The 18965-nt window shown below is 40.1% G+C and carries 18 protein-coding genes and 1 pseudogene; 8 read left to right on the top strand and 11 right to left on the bottom strand.

The features are described 5' to 3' along the window. Nucleotides 1-29: 29 nt before the first annotated feature. Both thrS and B7705_RS09295 read right to left on the bottom strand, forming a co-directional pair. On the bottom strand, nt 30-1973 hold the full coding sequence (gene thrS / locus B7705_RS09300; protein WP_084949155.1) for a threonine--tRNA ligase: 1944 nt from the start codon (nt 1971-1973) through the stop codon (nt 30-32). 332 nt (nt 1974-2305) lie between these two features. Further along, nucleotides 2306-2680, bottom strand: a complete 375-nt coding sequence (locus tag B7705_RS09295) for a hypothetical protein (RefSeq protein ID WP_084949153.1) — start codon at nt 2678-2680, stop codon at nt 2306-2308. 197 nt (nt 2681-2877) lie between these two features. Between B7705_RS09295 and B7705_RS09290 the strand changes: the two genes are divergently transcribed. From B7705_RS09290 to B7705_RS09280, 3 genes are all read left to right on the top strand, one after another. Continuing rightward, a complete protein-coding gene (locus B7705_RS09290; protein WP_084949152.1) occupies nt 2878-3720 on the top strand; it encodes a metallophosphoesterase family protein in 843 nt (280 codons plus the stop codon). Between the two features lie 56 nt (nt 3721-3776). Continuing rightward, nucleotides 3777-4214, top strand: a complete 438-nt coding sequence (locus tag B7705_RS09285) for an Rrf2 family transcriptional regulator (protein WP_084949150.1) — start codon at nt 3777-3779, stop codon at nt 4212-4214. Between the two features lie 67 nt (nt 4215-4281). After that, on the top strand, nt 4282-5304 hold the full coding sequence (locus B7705_RS09280; RefSeq protein ID WP_084949149.1) for a YdcF family protein: 1023 nt from the start codon (nt 4282-4284) through the stop codon (nt 5302-5304). Between the two features lie 143 nt (nt 5305-5447). Here B7705_RS09280 and B7705_RS09275 read toward each other — a convergent pair whose 3' ends face one another. From B7705_RS09275 to B7705_RS09255, 5 genes and pseudogenes are all read right to left on the bottom strand, one after another. Continuing rightward, nucleotides 5448-6230, bottom strand: coding sequence for a DUF4037 domain-containing protein (locus tag B7705_RS09275; protein ID WP_084949147.1), 783 nt, complete (start codon nt 6228-6230; stop codon nt 5448-5450). Nucleotides 6231-6250: 20 nt separating this feature from the next. Continuing rightward, nucleotides 6251-6646, bottom strand: coding sequence for a VOC family protein (locus B7705_RS09270; protein ID WP_084949145.1), 396 nt, complete (start codon nt 6644-6646; stop codon nt 6251-6253). Nucleotides 6647-6990: 344 nt separating this feature from the next. Then, a pseudogene (locus tag B7705_RS10015) lies at nt 6991-7107 on the bottom strand (NAD(P)H-dependent oxidoreductase); the annotation flags it as partial. Between the two features lie 230 nt (nt 7108-7337). Then, nucleotides 7338-8486: an MFS transporter gene (locus B7705_RS09260; protein ID WP_084949144.1), complete on the bottom strand. Its 1149-nt coding sequence runs from the start codon at nt 8484-8486 to the stop codon at nt 7338-7340. Between the two features lie 13 nt (nt 8487-8499). Continuing rightward, nucleotides 8500-9483 carry an ROK family protein gene (locus B7705_RS09255; RefSeq protein WP_084949142.1) on the bottom strand — a complete coding sequence of 328 codons (984 nt, stop codon included), beginning with the start codon at nt 9481-9483 and terminating at the stop codon, nt 8500-8502. Nucleotides 9484-9891: 408 nt separating this feature from the next. Between B7705_RS09255 and B7705_RS09250 the strand changes: the two genes are divergently transcribed. From B7705_RS09250 to B7705_RS09240, 3 genes are read left to right on the top strand one after another with little or no spacing between them, the layout of a single operon-like run. After that, a complete protein-coding gene (locus B7705_RS09250) occupies nt 9892-10104 on the top strand; it encodes an AbrB/MazE/SpoVT family DNA-binding domain-containing protein (RefSeq protein ID WP_084949140.1) in 213 nt (70 codons plus the stop codon). 1 nt (nt 10105) lies between these two features. Next, nucleotides 10106-10840: an ABC transporter ATP-binding protein gene (locus tag B7705_RS09245; protein ID WP_193431912.1), complete on the top strand. Its 735-nt coding sequence runs from the start codon at nt 10106-10108 to the stop codon at nt 10838-10840. Continuing rightward, the gene (locus B7705_RS09240) at nt 10840-11490 is read left to right on the top strand and encodes an ABC-2 transporter permease (RefSeq protein ID WP_084949137.1); all 651 of its coding nucleotides are present in this window, start codon (nt 10840-10842) and stop codon (nt 11488-11490) included. Before B7705_RS09245 ends, B7705_RS09240 begins: the two co-directional genes overlap by 1 nt. 302 nt (nt 11491-11792) lie before the next feature. On the opposite strand, the gene B7705_RS09235 is transcribed toward B7705_RS09240, so the two are convergent. From B7705_RS09235 to B7705_RS09220, 4 genes are read right to left on the bottom strand one after another with little or no spacing between them, the layout of a single operon-like run. Continuing rightward, complete coding sequence (locus B7705_RS09235) at nt 11793-12452, bottom strand: amino acid ABC transporter permease (protein ID WP_084949135.1); 660 nt, start codon at nt 12450-12452, stop codon at nt 11793-11795. A gap of 9 nt (nt 12453-12461) precedes the next feature. Further along, entirely contained in the window at nt 12462-13139 is a 678-nt protein-coding gene (locus B7705_RS09230; protein WP_000131156.1) for an amino acid ABC transporter permease, read from the bottom strand. 12 nt (nt 13140-13151) lie between these two features. Next, nucleotides 13152-13946, bottom strand: a complete 795-nt coding sequence (locus B7705_RS09225) for a transporter substrate-binding domain-containing protein (protein WP_084949133.1) — start codon at nt 13944-13946, stop codon at nt 13152-13154. A 10-nt stretch (nt 13947-13956) separates the two neighbouring features. After that, nucleotides 13957-14715 carry an amino acid ABC transporter ATP-binding protein gene (locus B7705_RS09220; protein ID WP_084949132.1) on the bottom strand — a complete coding sequence of 253 codons (759 nt, stop codon included), beginning with the start codon at nt 14713-14715 and terminating at the stop codon, nt 13957-13959. 177 nt (nt 14716-14892) lie between these two features. Between B7705_RS09220 and recJ the strand changes: the two genes are divergently transcribed. After that, nucleotides 14893-17112 (top strand): single-stranded-DNA-specific exonuclease RecJ, encoded by a 2220-nt coding sequence (recJ, locus tag B7705_RS09215; protein WP_162284896.1) that lies wholly within the window; start codon nt 14893-14895, stop codon nt 17110-17112. A 177-nt stretch (nt 17113-17289) separates the two neighbouring features. Further along, nucleotides 17290-18951, top strand: a complete 1662-nt coding sequence (locus tag B7705_RS09210) for a ribonuclease J (protein ID WP_084949128.1) — start codon at nt 17290-17292, stop codon at nt 18949-18951. Nucleotides 18952-18965: the final 14 nt, after the last annotated feature.

Below are 18965 nucleotides of genomic sequence, written 5' to 3'. Positions count from 1 at the left end.
CTCCGAATGGAGGCTTTTGTGTTAATTACTTATTTCTCAACGCGTGATTTGTTGGCGATATCAGCCAGGATAGATTCAACAAAGTCATCAACTGAGACAGTGTGTGTTTCTTTTTGGCCGTAGCGGCGAACGTTGACTGTTCCGTCTTCCATTTCCTTATCCCCAACGATCAATTGGTAAGGAATCTTGCTGGTTTGTGAAGCACGAATCTTGAACTGCATTTTTTCATTGCGCTCATCTACGTCTGCACGGACACCACGGTCACGGAGTTTCTTGGCTACTTCCCATGCGTAGTCCACATGTTTTTCGTTGGATACTGGGATGAGGGTCACTTGATGTGGTGCAAGCCATGTTGGGAAGGCACCCTTGTAGTTCTCAATCAAGATAGCTGTAAAGCGTTCCATAGTTGAGATAACCCCACGGTGGATCATGACTGGACGGTGTTCCTCACCATCTGCTCCAACATATTTGAGGTCGAAGCGTTCTGGAAGCAAGAAGTCGAGCTGGATAGTAGAAAGGGTTTCTTCTTTTCCGAGAGCTGTCTTAACTTGGATATCCAATTTTGGTCCGTAGAAGGCTGCTTCACCTTCAGCTTCAAAGTAGTCCAGTTCCATATCATCCATAGCTGCTTTCAACATGCGTTGTGCATTTTCCCACATCTCATCGTTGTCAAAGTATTTGTGTTTATCTTCTGGGTCACGATAAGACAAGCGGAAACGGTAATCTGTCAAATTAAAGTCTTCATACACGTCGATAATCAATTGAAGAATTTTCTTGAATTCTTCCTCAATTTGTTCTGGAGCTACAAAAGTATGACCATCATTTAGGGACATTTCGCGTACACGTTGAAGGCCTGTAAGGGCGCCAGATTTTTCATATCGGTGCATCATGCCAATCTCAGCGATACGGATTGGTAATTCACGGTATGAGTGTACATGGTGTTTATAAACTTCGATATGGTGAGGACAGTTCATTGGGCGGAGGACAAACTCTTCACCGTCTCCCATGTCCATAGTTGGGAACATATCTTCACGGTAGTGATCCCAGTGACCAGAAGTTTTATAGAGTTCCACGGAGGCAATTGGTGGAGTGTAGACGTGTTGGTAGCCTGCAGCGATTTCCTTGTCGACAATGTAGCGTTCCAATTCACGACGGATAGTCGCTCCGTTTGGTAACCAGAATGGTAAACCTTGTCCGACTTCTTGTGAAATCATGAAGAGGTCAAGCTCTTTACCGAGTTTACGGTGGTCACGTTCCTTGGCTTCTTCACGCATTTGAAGGTAGTTCTTCAAGTCTTTCTTGTCAAACCAAGCTGTACCGTAGATTCGTTGCATCATCGCGTTGTCGCTATTTCCACGCCAGTAGGCACCAGCTACGTTGAGCAGGTGGAAGACTTGGATACGACCTGTTGATGGGACGTGAGGACCACGGCAGAGGTCCACGTATTCGCCCTGACGGTAAATAGTCAGACCGCCTTCGTCTTCTGAGTGTTCTTCAATCAATTCCAACTTGTAAGGGTCGTTCTTGAAGATTTCACGTGCCTCGTCTTTAGTCACTTCTTCACGGATTGATGGGAAGTTTTCTTTGACGATTTTTTGCATTTCTTCTTCGATACGAGGAAGGTCTTCGTTGGAGATTTGACCAGCCTGATTGTCCGTATCATAGTAGAAACCATCTTCGATAGCTGGACCTACACCCAAATGAATATCTGGGAAGAGGCGACGAGCTGCTTGGGCAAACAAGTGAGCAGCTGAGTGACGCAAGATTGGAAGGGCATCTTCGTGATCAGGTGTCACGATTTCGATGCTTCCATCTTCAGTGATAGCACGAGTCGTGTCGATGAGTTTGCCGTTAAATTTACCAGCCAAGGCTTTTTTAGCCAAGGAATTGCTGATAGATTGGGCAATTTCAAAAGTTGTTACGCCAGATTCGAATTCACGAACAGCGCCATCTGGGAAAGTAATCTTAATCATGGTTTTCTCCTTATAAAGTTTTTATTAGCCTAGTTATAGTAAAGGTGCCCTTGAAATATAAATAGAAATTCCTTTTGATTTTTCGTTAATAAATCAAAAAGCGACATCCATAAAAGGACGTCGCAACGTGGTTCCACCTTCATTTATGTTCCTCAAAAAGAGGGACACCTCAGATTGGCTTTAACGTAGCCACCGTTTTATGTTTGCATAAAAGTCAGTAGAGTAGTATCAATTTAGGCTTTCTATGCGTTTCCAGCAACCACGCACTCTCTAGTAGAAAGGGACTAAGTGACTTGTCTCTATGCATTATTATAGCATGATTGCGAGAATTTTCAAGGTTTTTGTATAATTTTTTTGTTTTTCTCTCTTTGGAAGACATGCTTGATACCCATGCCAGCAGCCAAGCCAAGTAGGGCAAAGAGTTCATAGGCTAGGAAGTAAAGCAGGATGAACTCACCAAAGGTGATGATGGTAAAGCAAAAGACCAGACCAATACCGAGCAGCCACCACAGTGAGAATTGGAAACGGTAGCTATAAAGAAGAGACACGATGAAGGTTGCCAAAGGTGAAAAGAGGATGATGTTGTAAATGTAAAGCCCTTTCAGCGTATAAGGATCAGATATCAGCAGTAAAAGCAACTCATAGAGGGGCCAGTAAAAGAAGAATATGACAAGGTAGTATGGAATATACTTAAGATATTTCCGCATGGCAATAGTCCTCCAATCTACAAAAATTGAGAGATGTTGAAGACCACATAATCCTAAATGAAGGAGAACTCTCTACCTATATTATACCACGATTTGGAAGCTCTTACAATTGAATCCAGTGATCAGTGATAGTGATTTTTTGCAGTGTTTTCTGCTATAATACTAACAGAAGAAGTAAGAGGAAATGAGGAGAAAGAATGACGAAAATAGCAGTTCTTTCAGACATACATGGGAATACAAGCGCCTTGGAAGCTGTACTGGATGATGCAAAAGCGGAAACGGTAGATGAGTACTGGCTTTTGGGGGATATTCTTATGCCTGGAACAGGACGTAGAAGGATTTTGGACCTCTTGGCTGATTTGCCCATCACTGCTAGAGTGCTGGGAAATTGGGAGGATAGTCTCTGGCGTGGTTTGCATCGCAAGCTAGATCTAACAAAAGCTAGTCATCGCTATCTCCTACGCCAATGCCAGTATATCTTAGAAGAGATTAGCCCTGAAGAAATCGAAGACCTCCACAATCAACCCATGCAAGTTCATCGTCGGTTCGGTGATTTGACGGTAGGAATCACTCACCATCTTCCTGATAAAAACTGGGGTAGAGAGTTGATTCATACGGGAAAACAAGAAGATTTTGATAGATTAGTGACGAATCCATACGCCTCCATCGCAGTATATGGTCATATTCACCAACAGTTGCTTCGTTATGGAAGTGATGGACAGTTGATTCTTAATCCAGGTTCGATTGGGCAACCCTTCTTTTTAGATGCGGGATTACGTAAGGACCTACGGGCCCAGTATATGATTTTAGAGTTTGATGAAGCAGGTTTGGCTGATGTTGATTTTCGTCGAGTGGATTATGATGTAGAAGCTGAATTGCAGTTGGCAAAAGATTTGAAGCTCCCCTATTTCCAGGTTTACTATGAAAGTTTGGTAAATGGGATTCATCACACTCATAATCAGGAACTTCTGTATGAAATTGCTCAAGAACAAGGGCATGATGCCGAGTTGGTTGCATGGCTGGATAGTGGTAATAATTGACATTACAACGTAAAAGGGTATAATGGTTATCAGATAGGATGTGAAAGGGGAACAAAATGCAAATTTCAAGTCGATTTACCATTGCGACCCATATGCTAATCATCATTGCTATCAAGGGCCAGGAAAGCAAGGTGACCAGCGATTTTCTCGCAGCTAGCGTTGGAGTTAATCCAGTCATTATCCGTAAGACTTTATCGCAACTCAAAAAAGCTGGATTGATTTCAGTTGCTCGTGGTACGGGAGGAACTGAGATAATAAAAGACCTTCAAGAGATCAGTTTGTTGGATGTCTACCAAGCTGTGGAGTGTTTAGGAAAATCTGGTAAGCTCTTTAGTTTCCATGACAATCCAAATCCTAATTGCCCAATTGGTGCTAATATCCATGGGGTCTTGGACCAAAAGCTGTTCGATGTTCAAGCAGCTATGGAAAACCAACTGCGTCAGACAAGTCTGGCTCAGATTGTGGCAGATGCTCAGAATAAACTGTCTAAGTAAGAGAACTAAGGTTCTCTTTTTCTATTGCTATAATTATGGTACAATGTAGTCATCAAAGGAGGAGACTATGTACTTTATCACAGAATTTTTTGTCCTACTTTTTCTCATTTCGTTTTTTAGAGACAATCGCAGTCTCTGGAATCCAGCTCTCTTGCTTTTATCTCTGCTCTTTTCTTACCTGTCTATTGCCAATCTTTTTTATGAGGCTGGGCAAGAAGAATTGCACATGATTTTCTTTGCAGTGATTTTTCTCTTGCTCCCTTTTTTAGTTTTTCTAAGTGGCTTTTTCCTTATTTATAACGGATTTGTGTTATTGAAGAAAGAGGGAAAATCTAAGGCGAATTATTTGTCTCTAGGATTAGGTTGCGTGATTCTATTCTTTTTTGTAATCATGGCGATTCGAGTGGGCGATACCAAGGGCTTGTTTTACACCAATCATCTAGTGAATATTTTCTTTTTCTTTTTGATTTATTCGTATTTAATTTTTGGTTTTGCCTTTGCAGGATTTCTGCTTTATTCTATTCTGTATCTTTTTATTCCTAAGAAAAAATATTATGATTTTATCATCATTCATGGAGCAGGCTTATTGAATGGAGAAAAAGTGACTCCCTTACTCAAGAGTCGCATTGACAAGGCAGTAGAAGCTTATCATCAGTCTCTCAATCCCAATGTTAAAATCATCGCTAGTGGTGGTCAAGGAGGGGATGAGAAGATTTCCGAGGCTCAGGCAATTTGTAATTATTTGTTGGAAGAGACGGATGTTCCGAGAGAAGCGATTCTCCTAGAGGAAGACTCAACGACGACCTATGAGAATCTTCTCTTCTCAAAAGAAATGGGAGAAAAGCTGGTGGCCAGTCCACGTTTTCTCTTTGTAACCAATGATTATCATGTTTTTCGTACTAGTACCTATGCCCGCCGTATTGGGATGAAGGGAGATGGCCTTGGTTGCCGTACAGCCGCCTACTATATCCCATCGGCTTTTATTAGAGAATATATTGCTCTATGTGTGAAGATGAAATGGCTTTTTATCACCCTCTATGTTTTGTTGATTTTTGCTCTGATTTTCTCTTATAGAGGTATTTTATGGTAATATGTGAACTCATCGTTTCTAACCTAGTTACAGATTTTCAGAGAGGGTCAAAAATAAGCAACTGCATATGGGTAGAGTAGATTTTTACAGTCAACGACAAAAAAATGTGAACCAGCAACAGAGGTTCACATTTTCTTTTGGGTCTATGGTAAAATGTCCTTTAGTTGTTTTAAGATAGTTTGTAAGGTTACAACCGCTTGTTCTCCTTGTTGCGGTTGGTAGAGTAGTTGGAAATACTTGCGAATAGTTTCTTCAAATTGCATAGGGAGGAGTGTACAATTGGTCTTTGCGTACTCCAACATTCGTTTTTCACCAGGATGGGTTTGCTCATTGAGCGCAAATAACAAGTCAAAGTAGGAAGCAAAAAACTCACTCGTACGATGATTCATACTGAGAAGATCTTGGCGTTTGATAGCTTTTTCTATTTGGTGAGAGAAGGCAGGCATGGCTTGTTCTAGCAAAAGGAGTTGCCTTTCGATGATCTGTTTTTTGAGTTCCTGTGGATAGGGAATCTGGTAGGTTCTTTGGAGCGAAGCATAGTGTCCATTCGGGTCGTATAAAATCTTGCTGTGGAGTAGATTATGCCACATGCAAGTTGTATAGGCATTTTGAGCTTTGTGCTGAAAAACGGTTGAGTTCAATTCCTGTTCAAACGACTCCAGCGAACGATAAATCAACTCGATTTGGATACCGTTGTCTAGTACGCAGTCATCCTCTAACTCCCAAAACTGGTTTCCAATTTCCATATAGGAGCAATAGTTGCTAAGAATGATTTGACGAGTTTTTTCGTCAATAGGTGAGTTAAGATAGACATAGACATCATAGTCAGAATTTTGATCGTAGTCTTGTCCTGCACGTGAACCACCAAGAGCGATAGCTTCTACTTGTTCCAGTTGAGAGAATTCTTTGCAAAGTTTGTGGATCATGATTTTTCTCCTTTTTTATTTTACGATTTTAAATGTGTTGTTAATTCCAGTAAATTACCTTCGGGATCAGATACAACTGCTTCATAGTACCCATCACCAGTTGTTCTCGGACCGGATTGAATAGAAAAACCATCTTCTTCAAAGCGTTTTGCAAATGTATCAACATCCACTTTGTCTCCTACAGCAATAGCTAAATGGTAAAATCCAAAACTATTTTTATTCTTTTCTACAATATCTGGGCGATGACAAAGTTCTAAACGTGCACCATTTTCAAAATTCAAAAAGTAAGATGAGAATTCCGTTTTAGGATTATAATATTTTTTCGTTGCAACGGCATTAAAGTATTTCTCATAAAAAGATTTCATTTTTTCTAAGTCATTTACCCAAACACCTACGTGTTCAATAGAGATTGTCATTGTGTTATCCTTTCTTGTTAAGTTATAGTTATCTTTGATAAAATATCAAACGATAAGATAAAATGGAATAAAGAGTGAAGTCAATATAACAGAATATATAGATGCCTTAAGAATTGAATATAGTCAGAAGCGCTTTTTTCAATTTTTCCCTTTGTAGAAAATATGTTCTATCGAGTATCTTCTTTGAACCATAAAAAGCAAAGAAATCACGATAATGTCCACGACAATAAAATCTTAAAGGAAACCAGTACTTGTTCAAGAGTATAGTGGTATTTCCCGTCAGATTGATAATCCTTTTCCTAGATACTAGCAGATACCGCCAATGCGATTTTTCTATCTTCTAATTAATCTCCTCCATTTTTACTATAGAACCAACTACAAATTAATATAGCGTCTATCCATTTTTTTAATAACGACGGACTAGAGAAATTAAATATAGGAAATTGAAAAATTAAGTTTTGATGTGATTCAACTAATGTTTACTCTCTTTATATAATTCGTGAATTGTATATTCTTCTGGAGATTTCCTTATTCCAAGATCTATTGATAATTGAATGTTCCATTTATATTTTCCACTAATTATTGACATGGTATAGCCAAAACCACTTTTTCTAGGTGAAATACCTATTTTTCCACCGATTCATAAGCTAATTGACTGTTAAAAAGTTCTTATCAATATTTTTCTACACTATTAATTATTTTCAGCCCACTCATGCATGATAAACATCAGGAATAGAAAGAACAAAAGATAGAATGGATAAACTGAAATATTGCTGACATCACTTAGGATTCCAAAAAGCTTTGGCATAAAGGCGGAGCCGATATAGGCAGAAGCCATCTGAATGCCAATTAAACTCTGACTATTTTCCCTTCCAAAACGCTCTGGAGTAGAATGGATAATACTTGGATAAATCGGTGCACAACCAAGACCAACAGTAGCAAGTCCTATTAAAGCAATTGTATAATGAAAGCTAAAGGTAAGGAGAATCAGACCTATGAAAATTACAATGAACCCTAAGCGAATCATATTTTTATCTTCAAGTTTTTCTGCAATGAAACCAGAAATTGCTCTGCCACCAGTGATTCCTATGTAAAATATTGAAGCGAAGGATGTTGCTGTTTCTGCTGGAATATCTTTGACTACATTTAACCAACTAGCTGCCCAAAGTCCAGTCGTCTGTTCAAGAGCGCAGTATCCAAAAAAACAAAGCAAAATTTGAGGGGCACCTTGAAGTTGTAATGCTTGGGAAATTGAAAGAATATCCCTATTATATTCTAACTTCATCCCTTGTTCTTTTGCAGTCCATAAAGGTAAAGAAATAAATATAATAGTTGTTAGTATAACCTGTATGATTCCAATTATTCTGTAACCGACAGGCCAGTCGTAACCACTTGACAAAATCATTCCCATGATATAAGGACCGATAGAAGCCCCTACCCCCCACATACAATGTAGCCAAGATAGATGCTTGGAAGAAAAATGCAATGCTACATAGTTGTTCAGTGCGCTATCAACTGCTCCTGCACCAAGACCATAGGGGATAGCCCATAGGCATAGCTGCCAATATTCTTGGCAAAAAGAAAAACCAAATAAGGATAAAGCAGTTAGCCCTACCGAAACTGTTGTCACTCTAGCTGTAGAAAATTTATGAATTACTCTATCTGCATTTAAAGAAGAAATTATTGTACAAACAGAAATAATCAGAAAGATGGAGCCTGCCCCGGTAATAGTTGAATTTAAGCTACGATACATATTTGGCCAAGCGCTTCCTAAAATAGCATCAGGTAAGCCTAAACTAATAAAGGCCAGATAGATAACCGCTAACAACAACGAAATCATTTAGTTCTCCTTGTTAGATTGTTCTTCTTTTGATTTCTAGAATCTTGTTTTTTCCAATTGATTGAACTCCGTTCAGTATGAAGGGGTCTATCTCAGTCAATCTTTCAAGGGTTGGTTGGAATTCTTTAGGAAGATGGGTGTCGGAAATTTTAATATCTTCTTGTAAAGATGGACAATAATATGCAATAGCATCTGGAGCAATGACTGATATTAATGCTGTTATCTGATTTAATAAAAGAAATGTGAAGTCATTTGAACGTGATTGGCGATTTGCAGGTTTATATCCATTCATGAGATAGCCGACTTCCCCTGCAAAACCATTTCTTCCACGGTGCAATCTTTTATTGATGATAATACCGGAACCGGCAAAATCTGTATCTGGCTGATAGAGAAGGGCCAGTGTTCTAAATTCTGGGTGAATACTACAATACCCAAGAGAAGCAACATTAACATCATTCTCTAAAACAATGGGTATCGTTGTAAGGGATGAAAGTGACCTTAGAAGATTTTTTTGATTGATATGTTCAAAATCAGAATAGATAATTTCTCCTTGTTCTCCAATAATACCAGGAAAACTAAGTACTAATACCTGAATCAGTGGATCACTAGTAATTAGTTTTTTTACTACATTGAGGATTTCATCTAATGTCCCTGTGGGACTTACTAAAATTTGTTCATAAACTGAATGGCCTCCCAGATTAAATGAGTTTGCACGTATTCTGTATTGAGAAAAGATGTGACTAAGAATAATCGTCCCAATGTGGATATGATCTTCTCTCAATTGATACAATTTTGACTTTCTACCACCAGTTGAACAGGCATTCCCTACAAATTCAATCTCTTCACTATTCTCTAATATTTGTAAGATATTGGTAGTTCCCGCCAGAGAAATTCCTGTTCGACTGGATAACTGATTCTTGGTCCATGTTCCTCCTTGGTAAAAACAGGATCGCACTTTATGAATATTTTCTCGCTTTAAATCAATTATCTTTGTCAATTCTCTACCTTTCGACACGTTTTGTCAAAAGTATTGTAGCATATTATATTTTTGTTTGCAATAAGATATTTTTAAAAATCTTAGTTTCATTTTCCTGATTTTAGGAGTGTCCTCTCATGTAGGAGAAGATAATACTGTTTTTGATTTATGGTATCAATGTGCCTATGAAATTTTTTAATTCTCGATTTTGTTTGTAGTCACATATTTCCTAGAGAGGGTAGTTAATGAATAAGCACCATTTACAAAAAGTTAGAGTTAAGGTGTTTAAGGGTCTTAGTTTTGGGACGAGTGGTACAGATTTTTACGAGCATTTTATTATGATGGCAACTGGATGCAATCTGCACTTGTATTATTTAGGATAAATAGTATAATTAGTTATACAAATCATACTATAAGGAGGTAATAGTTGTGAAAGCACCAAAAGGTAAATATGCTTGGACAGCTACAGTTGGAGAAAAAGGTCAGATAGTAATACCAAAACAGGCGCGCGATGTTTTTAATATCAAACCGGGCGATACGATTCTGCTTCTTGGTGATGAAAAGCGTGGAATTGCCATACCACCGAAGGGAGCCTTTGCTCACTTGATTGAAATTGCTTTTGAAGAGAAAGAGGATGAATGATATGGGATGTGTTCTGGAGATAAATAATCTGACAAAAAAATATTCGGCTTTTGAACTAAAATCGATTAGCTTTCAGATTAAGGCCGGTGAAGTTATGGGCTTTATCGGCAGGAATGGAGCAGGTAAGACTACAGCGATTAAATCCATCCTCAATCTTATTCACCCTGATGCAGGGAATGTCCGTATTCTTGGAATGGATTATCCGGATAATGAAGATGAAATTAAACAACAAATTGGTTATGTGGTGGGGGGAACCAATTATTATAAAAGAAAAAAATTAAAGGATATTGTCGCCATTACTCGTATTTTTTATGATAACTGGGATGATGAATCGTATCGTCATTATCTTAATGCATTTAAACTTGATGAAAATAAGAAAATTATGGAACTGTCTGAGGGGATGAAAGTAAAATTCTATCTTACTTTAGCTCTTTCTCATCAGGCTAGACTTTTGATTTTGGATGAGCCAACCAGTGGACTTGATCCAGTATCTAGAGATGAGATGAATGAAATCTTTCGAAAACTAGCAGAAAAAGGAGTAGCAATCTTGTTTTCTACTCATATTACTAGTGATTTAGAGAAGTGTGCAGATACGATTACTTATATAAAAAATGGTGAATTGCTTTTATCTGAGAGAAAAGAGGATTTTATCAGTCATTACACGAAAGAAATAGGGCAAAAATCCACACTTGAAGATATTATGGTGCATATTGAAAGGGAAGAGGTGAATTTGTGATGAGAAAACTTCTCTATAAAGAAATGAAACTAACAGCAAATCCTTTGAGCTATTGGTTTATAACTTTTTCAGCTATTACGATGATTCCAAGGTATCCTATTCTTGTCGGTTCCTTTTTTATCTGTCTTGGTATTTTTTATACTTATCAACAAGTTCGAGAATGTGATGACATCACCTACACGGTCATGTTGCCAGTTAGAAAACAAGATGTGGTTACGTCTAAATATTTATTTGTTTTATCTATCGAGTGCATAGCTTTCATATTATGTCTTTTTCTGACGATTATTCGGATGAGACTCTTAGGAGATGCCACACCGTATGTGACAAATCCGTTGATGAATGCAAATGCTGCATATCTTGGCTATATAATGCTTGTATTTGCAACCTTTAACAGTGTTTTTCTCGGAGGCTTTTTTAAAACAGCTTATAAGATTGGGAAGCCTTTTATCCTATTCTGCGCAGTCGCAACTGTCATAATATTCATGGGAGAGATATTACACCATATTCCTGGATTAGAAAGTTTGAATGATTCTTCAAATTTGAACGTACTACAGATAGTAATATTACTTTTTGGTGTTGCCATATTTAACTTATGCACCTGGTTTTCTTATCAGAAAGCTATAAAAGACTTCGAAAGAATTGATTTATAAAATTGAATACATTAAGTGTCCGTATTTTGTCGGAGAAAATCCAATAGAAAATGGTACTGATAAAGAATTAAAAGTTGTGGAGCTGTTAGAACAGTGTTTCATATGGAAAAAATGTATGGGAGATACCAAAATTATAGGTATCAGAGTAGCAAAATAAATTTTTATTTCCGTTTGGTACCTATGATGGTGAAATTCCTGTTGGATTTATTATGATTGGCTATGATGTTGACGATTATTGGGACAATCCGCCTGAATGAAAATATAAAAATGTGAACCCTTGTTTTGAGTTCACATTTCTTTTTTTATTCTGCTGCTTGTTGCCAACGTTTGGCTAGCTTATGAGACAGGCTGGAAATAGCAAAGTTAAAGATAAAGTAAATTAAGGCAATCAGTATATAAAGACTGAAGACCTGCTCTGGTTCGAAATAGCGTCCCATGAGAATTTGGCTGGCGCCAAAGAGTTCTTGTAGAGCGATTACAGAGTAGAGAAGACTGGTATCCTTAATCACGGTTACAAACTGAGAAATGATAGCTGGCAGCATTTTACGGATCGCTTGTGGGAGAATGATATGGTAGAGGATTTGCACAGAGGTAAATCCTTGCGACATTCCTGCTTCGTATTGTCCCTTGTCTACGGCATTGAGACCACCACGGATAATCTCAGCCAAGGCTGCTGATGTAAAGAGAGTAAAGGCAGTGATACCAGCTGGTGTGGACTTCATCTTAAACACCAAAAAGATGGTGAAAATCCAGAGAAGGTTGGGAACGTTACGTACAAACTCGATATAAATGCTGGAGATGATCCGTAAGACAGTATTTTTCCCATTTCTCATGACGGCTAGCACTGTTCCGATAAGGGTCGAGAGGACGATAGCAATCAGAGAAATGTAGAGAGTTAAGCCGAATCCTTTAAAGATAAAGACTAGGTTATCTGGGGTCAAAACTTCTAAAATAGATTCCATAGTAACCTCCTAAAGTGAATAAGCTTTTTTGTTGGCTTGCTCCATCTTGCGACCAAACTGGGCAACAGGGAAGCATAGAGCAAAGTAGAGAAGAGCAGCACCTAAAAAGGCTGGAATATAGTTTCCATTGAGAGCTGACCAAGACTTGGTCACAAACATCAAGTCCACTCCAGAGATGATAGCAACTGTCGAGGTGTTCTTGATGAGGTTAACGATTTGGTTGGTCAAAGGAGGAAGGATGATACGGAAGGCCTGAGGCAAGATAATCAAGCGCATGGCACTGATATAGGTAAAACCTTGTGACAAGGCGGCCTCCATCTGACCGCTAGGAATAGACTGAATCCCTGAACGAATAACCTCAGCGATATAAGCGCCGTGATAGAGTCCCACGCAGAGAACAGCAGTCCAATAAATCGGAATCATGATGGTGTGTTCACTGATAAGAGGCAAACCATAAAAGACGATGACAAACTGCACCAAGAGGGGAGTATTTTGGTAAAATTCGACAAAGATACGAGCCAAAACACGCAAGAATGGGCGTTTGCTAGTTGACATGGCTCCAAAGAAGATGCCCAAAACCATGGCGAGGATAAAGGATCCAACCGCTAGGGCAAGGGTGAAGAGGAAACCATTGAAAAATTGTCCAAAATCCTGAAAATAGGCTGTCCAAGATGATAAATCTGTCATGGGGTGTCCTCCTTAATCTGCAGTATGGCTAGATGGTTTGAGCTTGTAACGGTCATAAAGTTTCTGCAAACTACCGTCCTTGGTCCATTTAGTGACCAAGCTATCAAGATAATCGTTGAGCTCGGTGTTTGATTTCTTGGTAACAATACCGTAGTCAGATGGCTTGAAACTATCATCTAGTAGCTCTGTGCGTTTGCTGGTGTAGCCAGACAGGATAGAACGGTCCACGGAAAAGGCATCAATACGGTGAGCGTGAAGGGAAGTAATCAATTCTGGGTAGGAACCAAGTTCGACGAATTTAAAGGTTAGACCTTTCTTTTTACCCAGTTCGGTAATCAAGCGTTGGGTGATGGAACCTTGGGCAACTCCGATGGTTTTGTCGTTTAAGTCCTCAATGCTTTTGATGTTGGCAGATTTGTTGACCAAAAATCCAGAAGCATCCGTATAGTAGGGACTGGTGAAGTTATAGAGTTTTTTACGCTCGTCTGTGATGGTGAAGGTCGCAATATCCATATCGACCTGTTCGTTGTCTAGTAGTGGACCGCGGGTTTGAGCGGTAACAGGCACATAGCGAATCTTGACCTTGAGTTCATCTGCAATCATCTTGGCCAGGTCTGTTTCGATACCAGAATAAGTCCCTGTCTTGGGATCCTTGTAGCCAAAATTAGGAACGTCTTGTTTGACACCGACAACCAGTTCGCCTCTTTTTTGAATGTCCGCGACACTGGTATCAGCCTGGACTGGTTTGGCAGAAACAAGGCTGAAAAGGCTAATCAATAATGCTGATAAAAAGAGTTTCTTTTTCATAGGCGCCTCCTTATTTGACTTTGTCACTTTCGTGGTTGATAATTTTGCTGAGGAATTGTTGGGCACGAGGTTCGCTTGGATTGTCAAAAAAGTCATCGACATCTGTCGTATCTACTAAAACCTCTCCGTCGGCCATAAAGATGATGCGGTCCGCAACTTCACGGGCAAATCCCATTTCATGGGTAACGATGATCATATTCATCCCGTCATGTGCCAGTTTTTGCATAACTGCTAGAACATCTCCGATGGTTTCAGGGTCAAGAGCAGATGTTGGTTCATCAAAGAGGAGGAGTTCTGGATGCATAGCAAGACCACGAGCAATGGCGATCCGCTGTTTTTGTCCACCAGATAGCATGGCCGGATAGGAATCTTTCTTGTCCCACATATTTACAAATTCCAGATATTTTTTGGCTGTTTTTTCAGCTTCTTTTTTATCAATTCCTAGAACTTTAATGGGCGCAAGTGTCACGTTTTCTAACACTGTTTTGTGTGGATAAAGGTTAAAATGTTGAAAAACCATGCCGACTTCCTTACGAAGAGGAACTAAATCTTTCTGGCTAGCACCTGCGACTTGGTGTCCATTGACTAGGAGACTTCCTTTGTCAACAGCCTCCAAACCATTGATGGTACGGATAAGAGTGGATTTCCCAGAACCAGAAGGTCCAAGCAGGACAACAACTTGTCCTTTTTCAAAACGGAGATTGATGTCGCGGAGTGCGTGATAGTCTCCGTAATATTTTTCGACGTTTTTAAATTCTACTAAAGCCATGAGAGATCTCCTTTGTGTTAGATTTTATAACATGATTCTACACCAAAAGAATGTTCTTGTCAAATCATATCTGAAAAAAATTCACTAAAATTTTATAAAAAAGCAATCTGGATAGAGAAAAAGCCTAAATCATGTTATAATGAAACGATAGAATTCTTAGAAAGAGTGGATGTTTTTTTGATAACTCCTACTTATGAATGGCAGTTTGCCCCGCAGGTTGAAGATGCGGATTTTACAAAGATAGCCAAGAAGGCTGGACTGGGTCCTGAAGTGGCTCGGTTATTATTTGAAAGAGGGATTCAGGATGAAGAAAGTCTAAAGAAGTTTTTAGAACCTTCCTTGGAGGACTTGCATGATCCCTACCTGCTCCATGATATGGATAAGGCAGTGGAACGGATTCGTCAGGCCATTGAAGAAGGGGAAAATATTCTCATCTATGGAGACTACGATGCGGATGGCATGACTTCAGCTTCTATTGTTAAGGAAAGTTTGGAACAGCTTGGCGCCGAGTGCCGAGTTTATCTGCCAAATCGTTTTACCGATGGCTATGGTCCCAATGCCAGTGTCTATAAATACTTTATCGAGCAAGAGGGTATTTCCTTGATTGTGACAGTGGATAATGGGGTTGCTGGTCACGAGGCCATTGAACTGGCCCAGTCTATGGGAGTGGATGTCATTGTGACCGACCATCATTCCATGCCTGAAACCTTGCCAGATGCCTACGCCATTATTCATCCTGAGCATCCAGATGCGGACTATCCTTTCAAATATTTGGCTGGTTGTGGAGTGGCTTTCAAGCTAGCTTGCGCTCTTTTAGAAGAAGTGCAAGTGGAATTGCTTGATTTGGTCGCTATCGGTACCATTGCAGATATGGTAAGCCTGACGGATGAAAATCGTATCTTGGTTCAATATGGTCTGGAAATGCTGGGACATACTCAGCGTATCGGTTTGCAAGAAATGCTAGACATGGCTGGGATTGTTGCGAACGAAGTGACAGAAGAGACGGTTGGCTTCCAGATTGCTCCTCGTTTAAATGCCTTGGGGCGATTGGATGATCCCAATCCTGCCATTGATTTGCTGACTGGATTTGACGACGAGGAAGCTCACGAGATTGCCCTCATGATTCACCAGAAAAATGAAGAACGTAAGGAAATCGTTCAGTCAATCTACGAAGAAGCTAAGACCATGGTGGATCCTGAGAAGAAGGTCCAGGTTTTGGCCAAGGAAGGCTGGAATCCTGGCGTTCTGGGTATCGTTGCTGGTCGTTTGTTGGAAGAACTAGGGCAGACAGTCATCGTTCTTAATATAGAAGAAGATCGTGCCAAGGGCAGTGCTCGTAGTGTGGAAGCGGTCGATATTTTTGAAGCTCTGGATCCCCATCGAGACCTTTTCATAGCCTTTGGCGGCCATGCTGGTGCAGCAGGAATGACGCTGGAAGTTGAGAAACTCTCAGATTTATCTCAGGTCTTGGAAGACTATGTCCGTGAAAAAGGTGCAGATGCTAGTGGTAAGAACAAGTTAAATCTAGATGAAGAGCTGGATTTGGAGACACTTAGCTTGGAAACGGTTAAAAGCTTTGAACGCTTGGCACCTTTTGGAATGGACAATCAGAAACCTGTCTTTTATATCAAGGATTTTCAGGTTGAAAGTGCCCGTACCATGGGGGCAGGTAATGCTCATCTCAAGCTAAAAATCTCTAAGGGTGAGGCGACTTTTGAAGTGGTGGCCTTCGGACAAGGCAGATGGGCAACAGAGTTTGCTCAAACAAAAAACCTAGAATTGGCAGTCACCTTGTCTGTCAACCAATGGAATGGTCAAACTGCCCTCCAGTTGATGATGGTAGATGCGCGTGTGGAAGGTGTTCAACTCTTTAACATTCGTGGTAAGAATGCAGTCTTGCCAGAAGGGGTTCCAGTCTTGGATTTCTCTGGAGATTTGCCAGATCTAGCAACCAGTGAAGCTGTGGTTGTAAAAACCATTCCTGAAGATATCACCCTGTTGAAGACTATTTTTCAAGAACAGGATTTCTCAGCTGTCTATTTCAAAAATGATATTGACAAGGCCTACTATCTGACGGGTTATGGAACTAGAGAACAGTTTGCCAAATTGTACAAGACCATCTACCAGTTTCCAGAGTTTGATATTCGCTATAAGCTGAAGGATTTGGCGGCTTATCTCAATATCCAACAAATCTTGCTGATTAAGATGATTCAAGTCTTTGAGGAGTTAGGTTTTGTGACGATCAAAGATGGTGTCATGACAGTCAATAAAGAAGCGCCGAAAAGGGAAATTTCTGAAAGTCAGATTTACCAAAATCTCAAACAAACTGTCAAAGACCAAGAAATGATGGCGCTGGGTACCGTGCAAGAAATGTATGATTTTTTAATGGAGAAATAGTAGAAGTTAGGAAAGAGTTGGGCAACCAGCTCTTTTTTTGAAAACAAATCTTCATTTTGAAAATCATCAAAAAAATGATATAATGGTAGGAAAAGATTCGGCTGAAAGTTTTAGAACTTTTAGAATAAGAGGGTAAACCTACCCTATAATCATGATAAATTAAGTTTCGGAGGAAAAATGAGTAATATCAGTTTAACAACACTTGGTGGTGTACGAGAAAATGGGAAAAATATGTACATTGCTGAAATCGATGAATCTATCTTTATTTTGGATGCAGGACTTAAATACCCTGAAAATGAACAACTAGGGGTTGATGTCGTCATTCCAAATATGGACTACCTTTTTGAAAATAGCGACCGTATCGCAGGAGTCTTTTTGACCCACGGACACGCGGATGCCATTGGTGCCCTGCCTTATCTTTTGGCAGAGGCTAAGGTTCCTGTGTTTGGCTCTGAGTTGACCATTGAGTTGGCCAAACTCTTTGTCAAAGGAAATGATACGGTTAAGAAATTCAATGACTTCCATGTCATTGATGAAAATACGGAGATTGACTTTGGAGGAACTGTAGTTTCCTTCTTCCGTACAACTCACTCCATCCCAGAAAGTTTTGGAGTTGTCTTGAAAACTCCAAAAGGTAGTATTGTTTACACAGGTGACTTCAAGTTTGACCAGACGGCTAGTAAATCCTATGCGACGGATTTTGCTCGTTTGGCAGAAATCGGTCGTGATGGTGTCTTGGCACTCCTCAGTGATTCAGCCAATGCAGACAGCAATATCCAGGTGGCGAGCGAGAGTGAAGTTGGGGATGAAATTACCCAGACCATTGCAGACTGGGAAGGTCGTATCATCGTTGCCGCAGTTGCCAGCAACCTCTCTCGTATCCAGCAGGTCTTTGATGCTGCTGCGGATACAGGTCGTCGTGTTGTTTTGACTGGATTTGATGTTGAAAATATCGTCCGCACAGCGATTCGTCTCAAAAAATTGTCTCTAGCCAACGAAAGTCTCTTGATCAAACCCAAAGAAATGTCTCGTTTTGAAGACCATGAGTTGATTATCCTTGAGACGGGTCGTATGGGTGAGCCTATTAATGGACTTCGTAAGATGTCTATTGGTCGCCACCGTTATGTGGAAATCAAAGATGGGGATTTGGTCTATATCGTAACCACTCCATCTATTGCAAAAGAAGCTGTCATGGCGCGTGTGGAAAATATGATCTACCAAGCTGGTGGTGTTGTGAAACTCATTACCCAAAGCTTGCGAGTATCTGGACACGGGAATGCGCGTGATCTGCAGTTGATGATTAATCTCTTGCAACCCAAGTATCTCTTCCCTATCCAAGGGGAGTACCGTGAGTTGGATGCGCATGCCAAGGCTGCCATGGCAGTTGGGATGTTGCCAGAGCGCATTTTCATCCCTAAAAAGGGAACGACCATGTCTTATGAACATGGAGACTTTGTTCCAGCTGGAGCAGTCTCTGCAGGTGATGTCTTGATTGACGGAAATGCCATCGGGGATGTTGGAAATGTGGTCCTTCGTGACCGTAAGGTCTTGTCAGAGGATGGAATCTTTATCGTGGCGATCACTGTCAACCGTCGTGAGAAGAAAATTGTGGCTAAGGCCCGTGTTCACACGCGTGGATTTGTTTATCTTAAGAAGAGTCGCGATATTCTTCGTGAAAGTTCAGAATTGATTAACCAAACGGTAGAAGAGTATCTTCAAGGTGATGATTTTGACTGGGCAGAGCTCAAAGGCAAGGTTCGTGACAATCTGACCAAATATCTCTTTGATCAAACCAAGCGTCGCCCAGCAATCTTGCCAGTCGTGATGGAAGCAAAATAATAAGCAGAATACCT

This window comes from Streptococcus oralis subsp. dentisani (genome assembly GCF_002096685.1).
Taxonomy (GTDB): Bacteria; Bacillota; Bacilli; order Lactobacillales; family Streptococcaceae; genus Streptococcus; species Streptococcus oralis_AD.
This window is presented reverse-complemented; position numbering and strand designations above follow the sequence as displayed.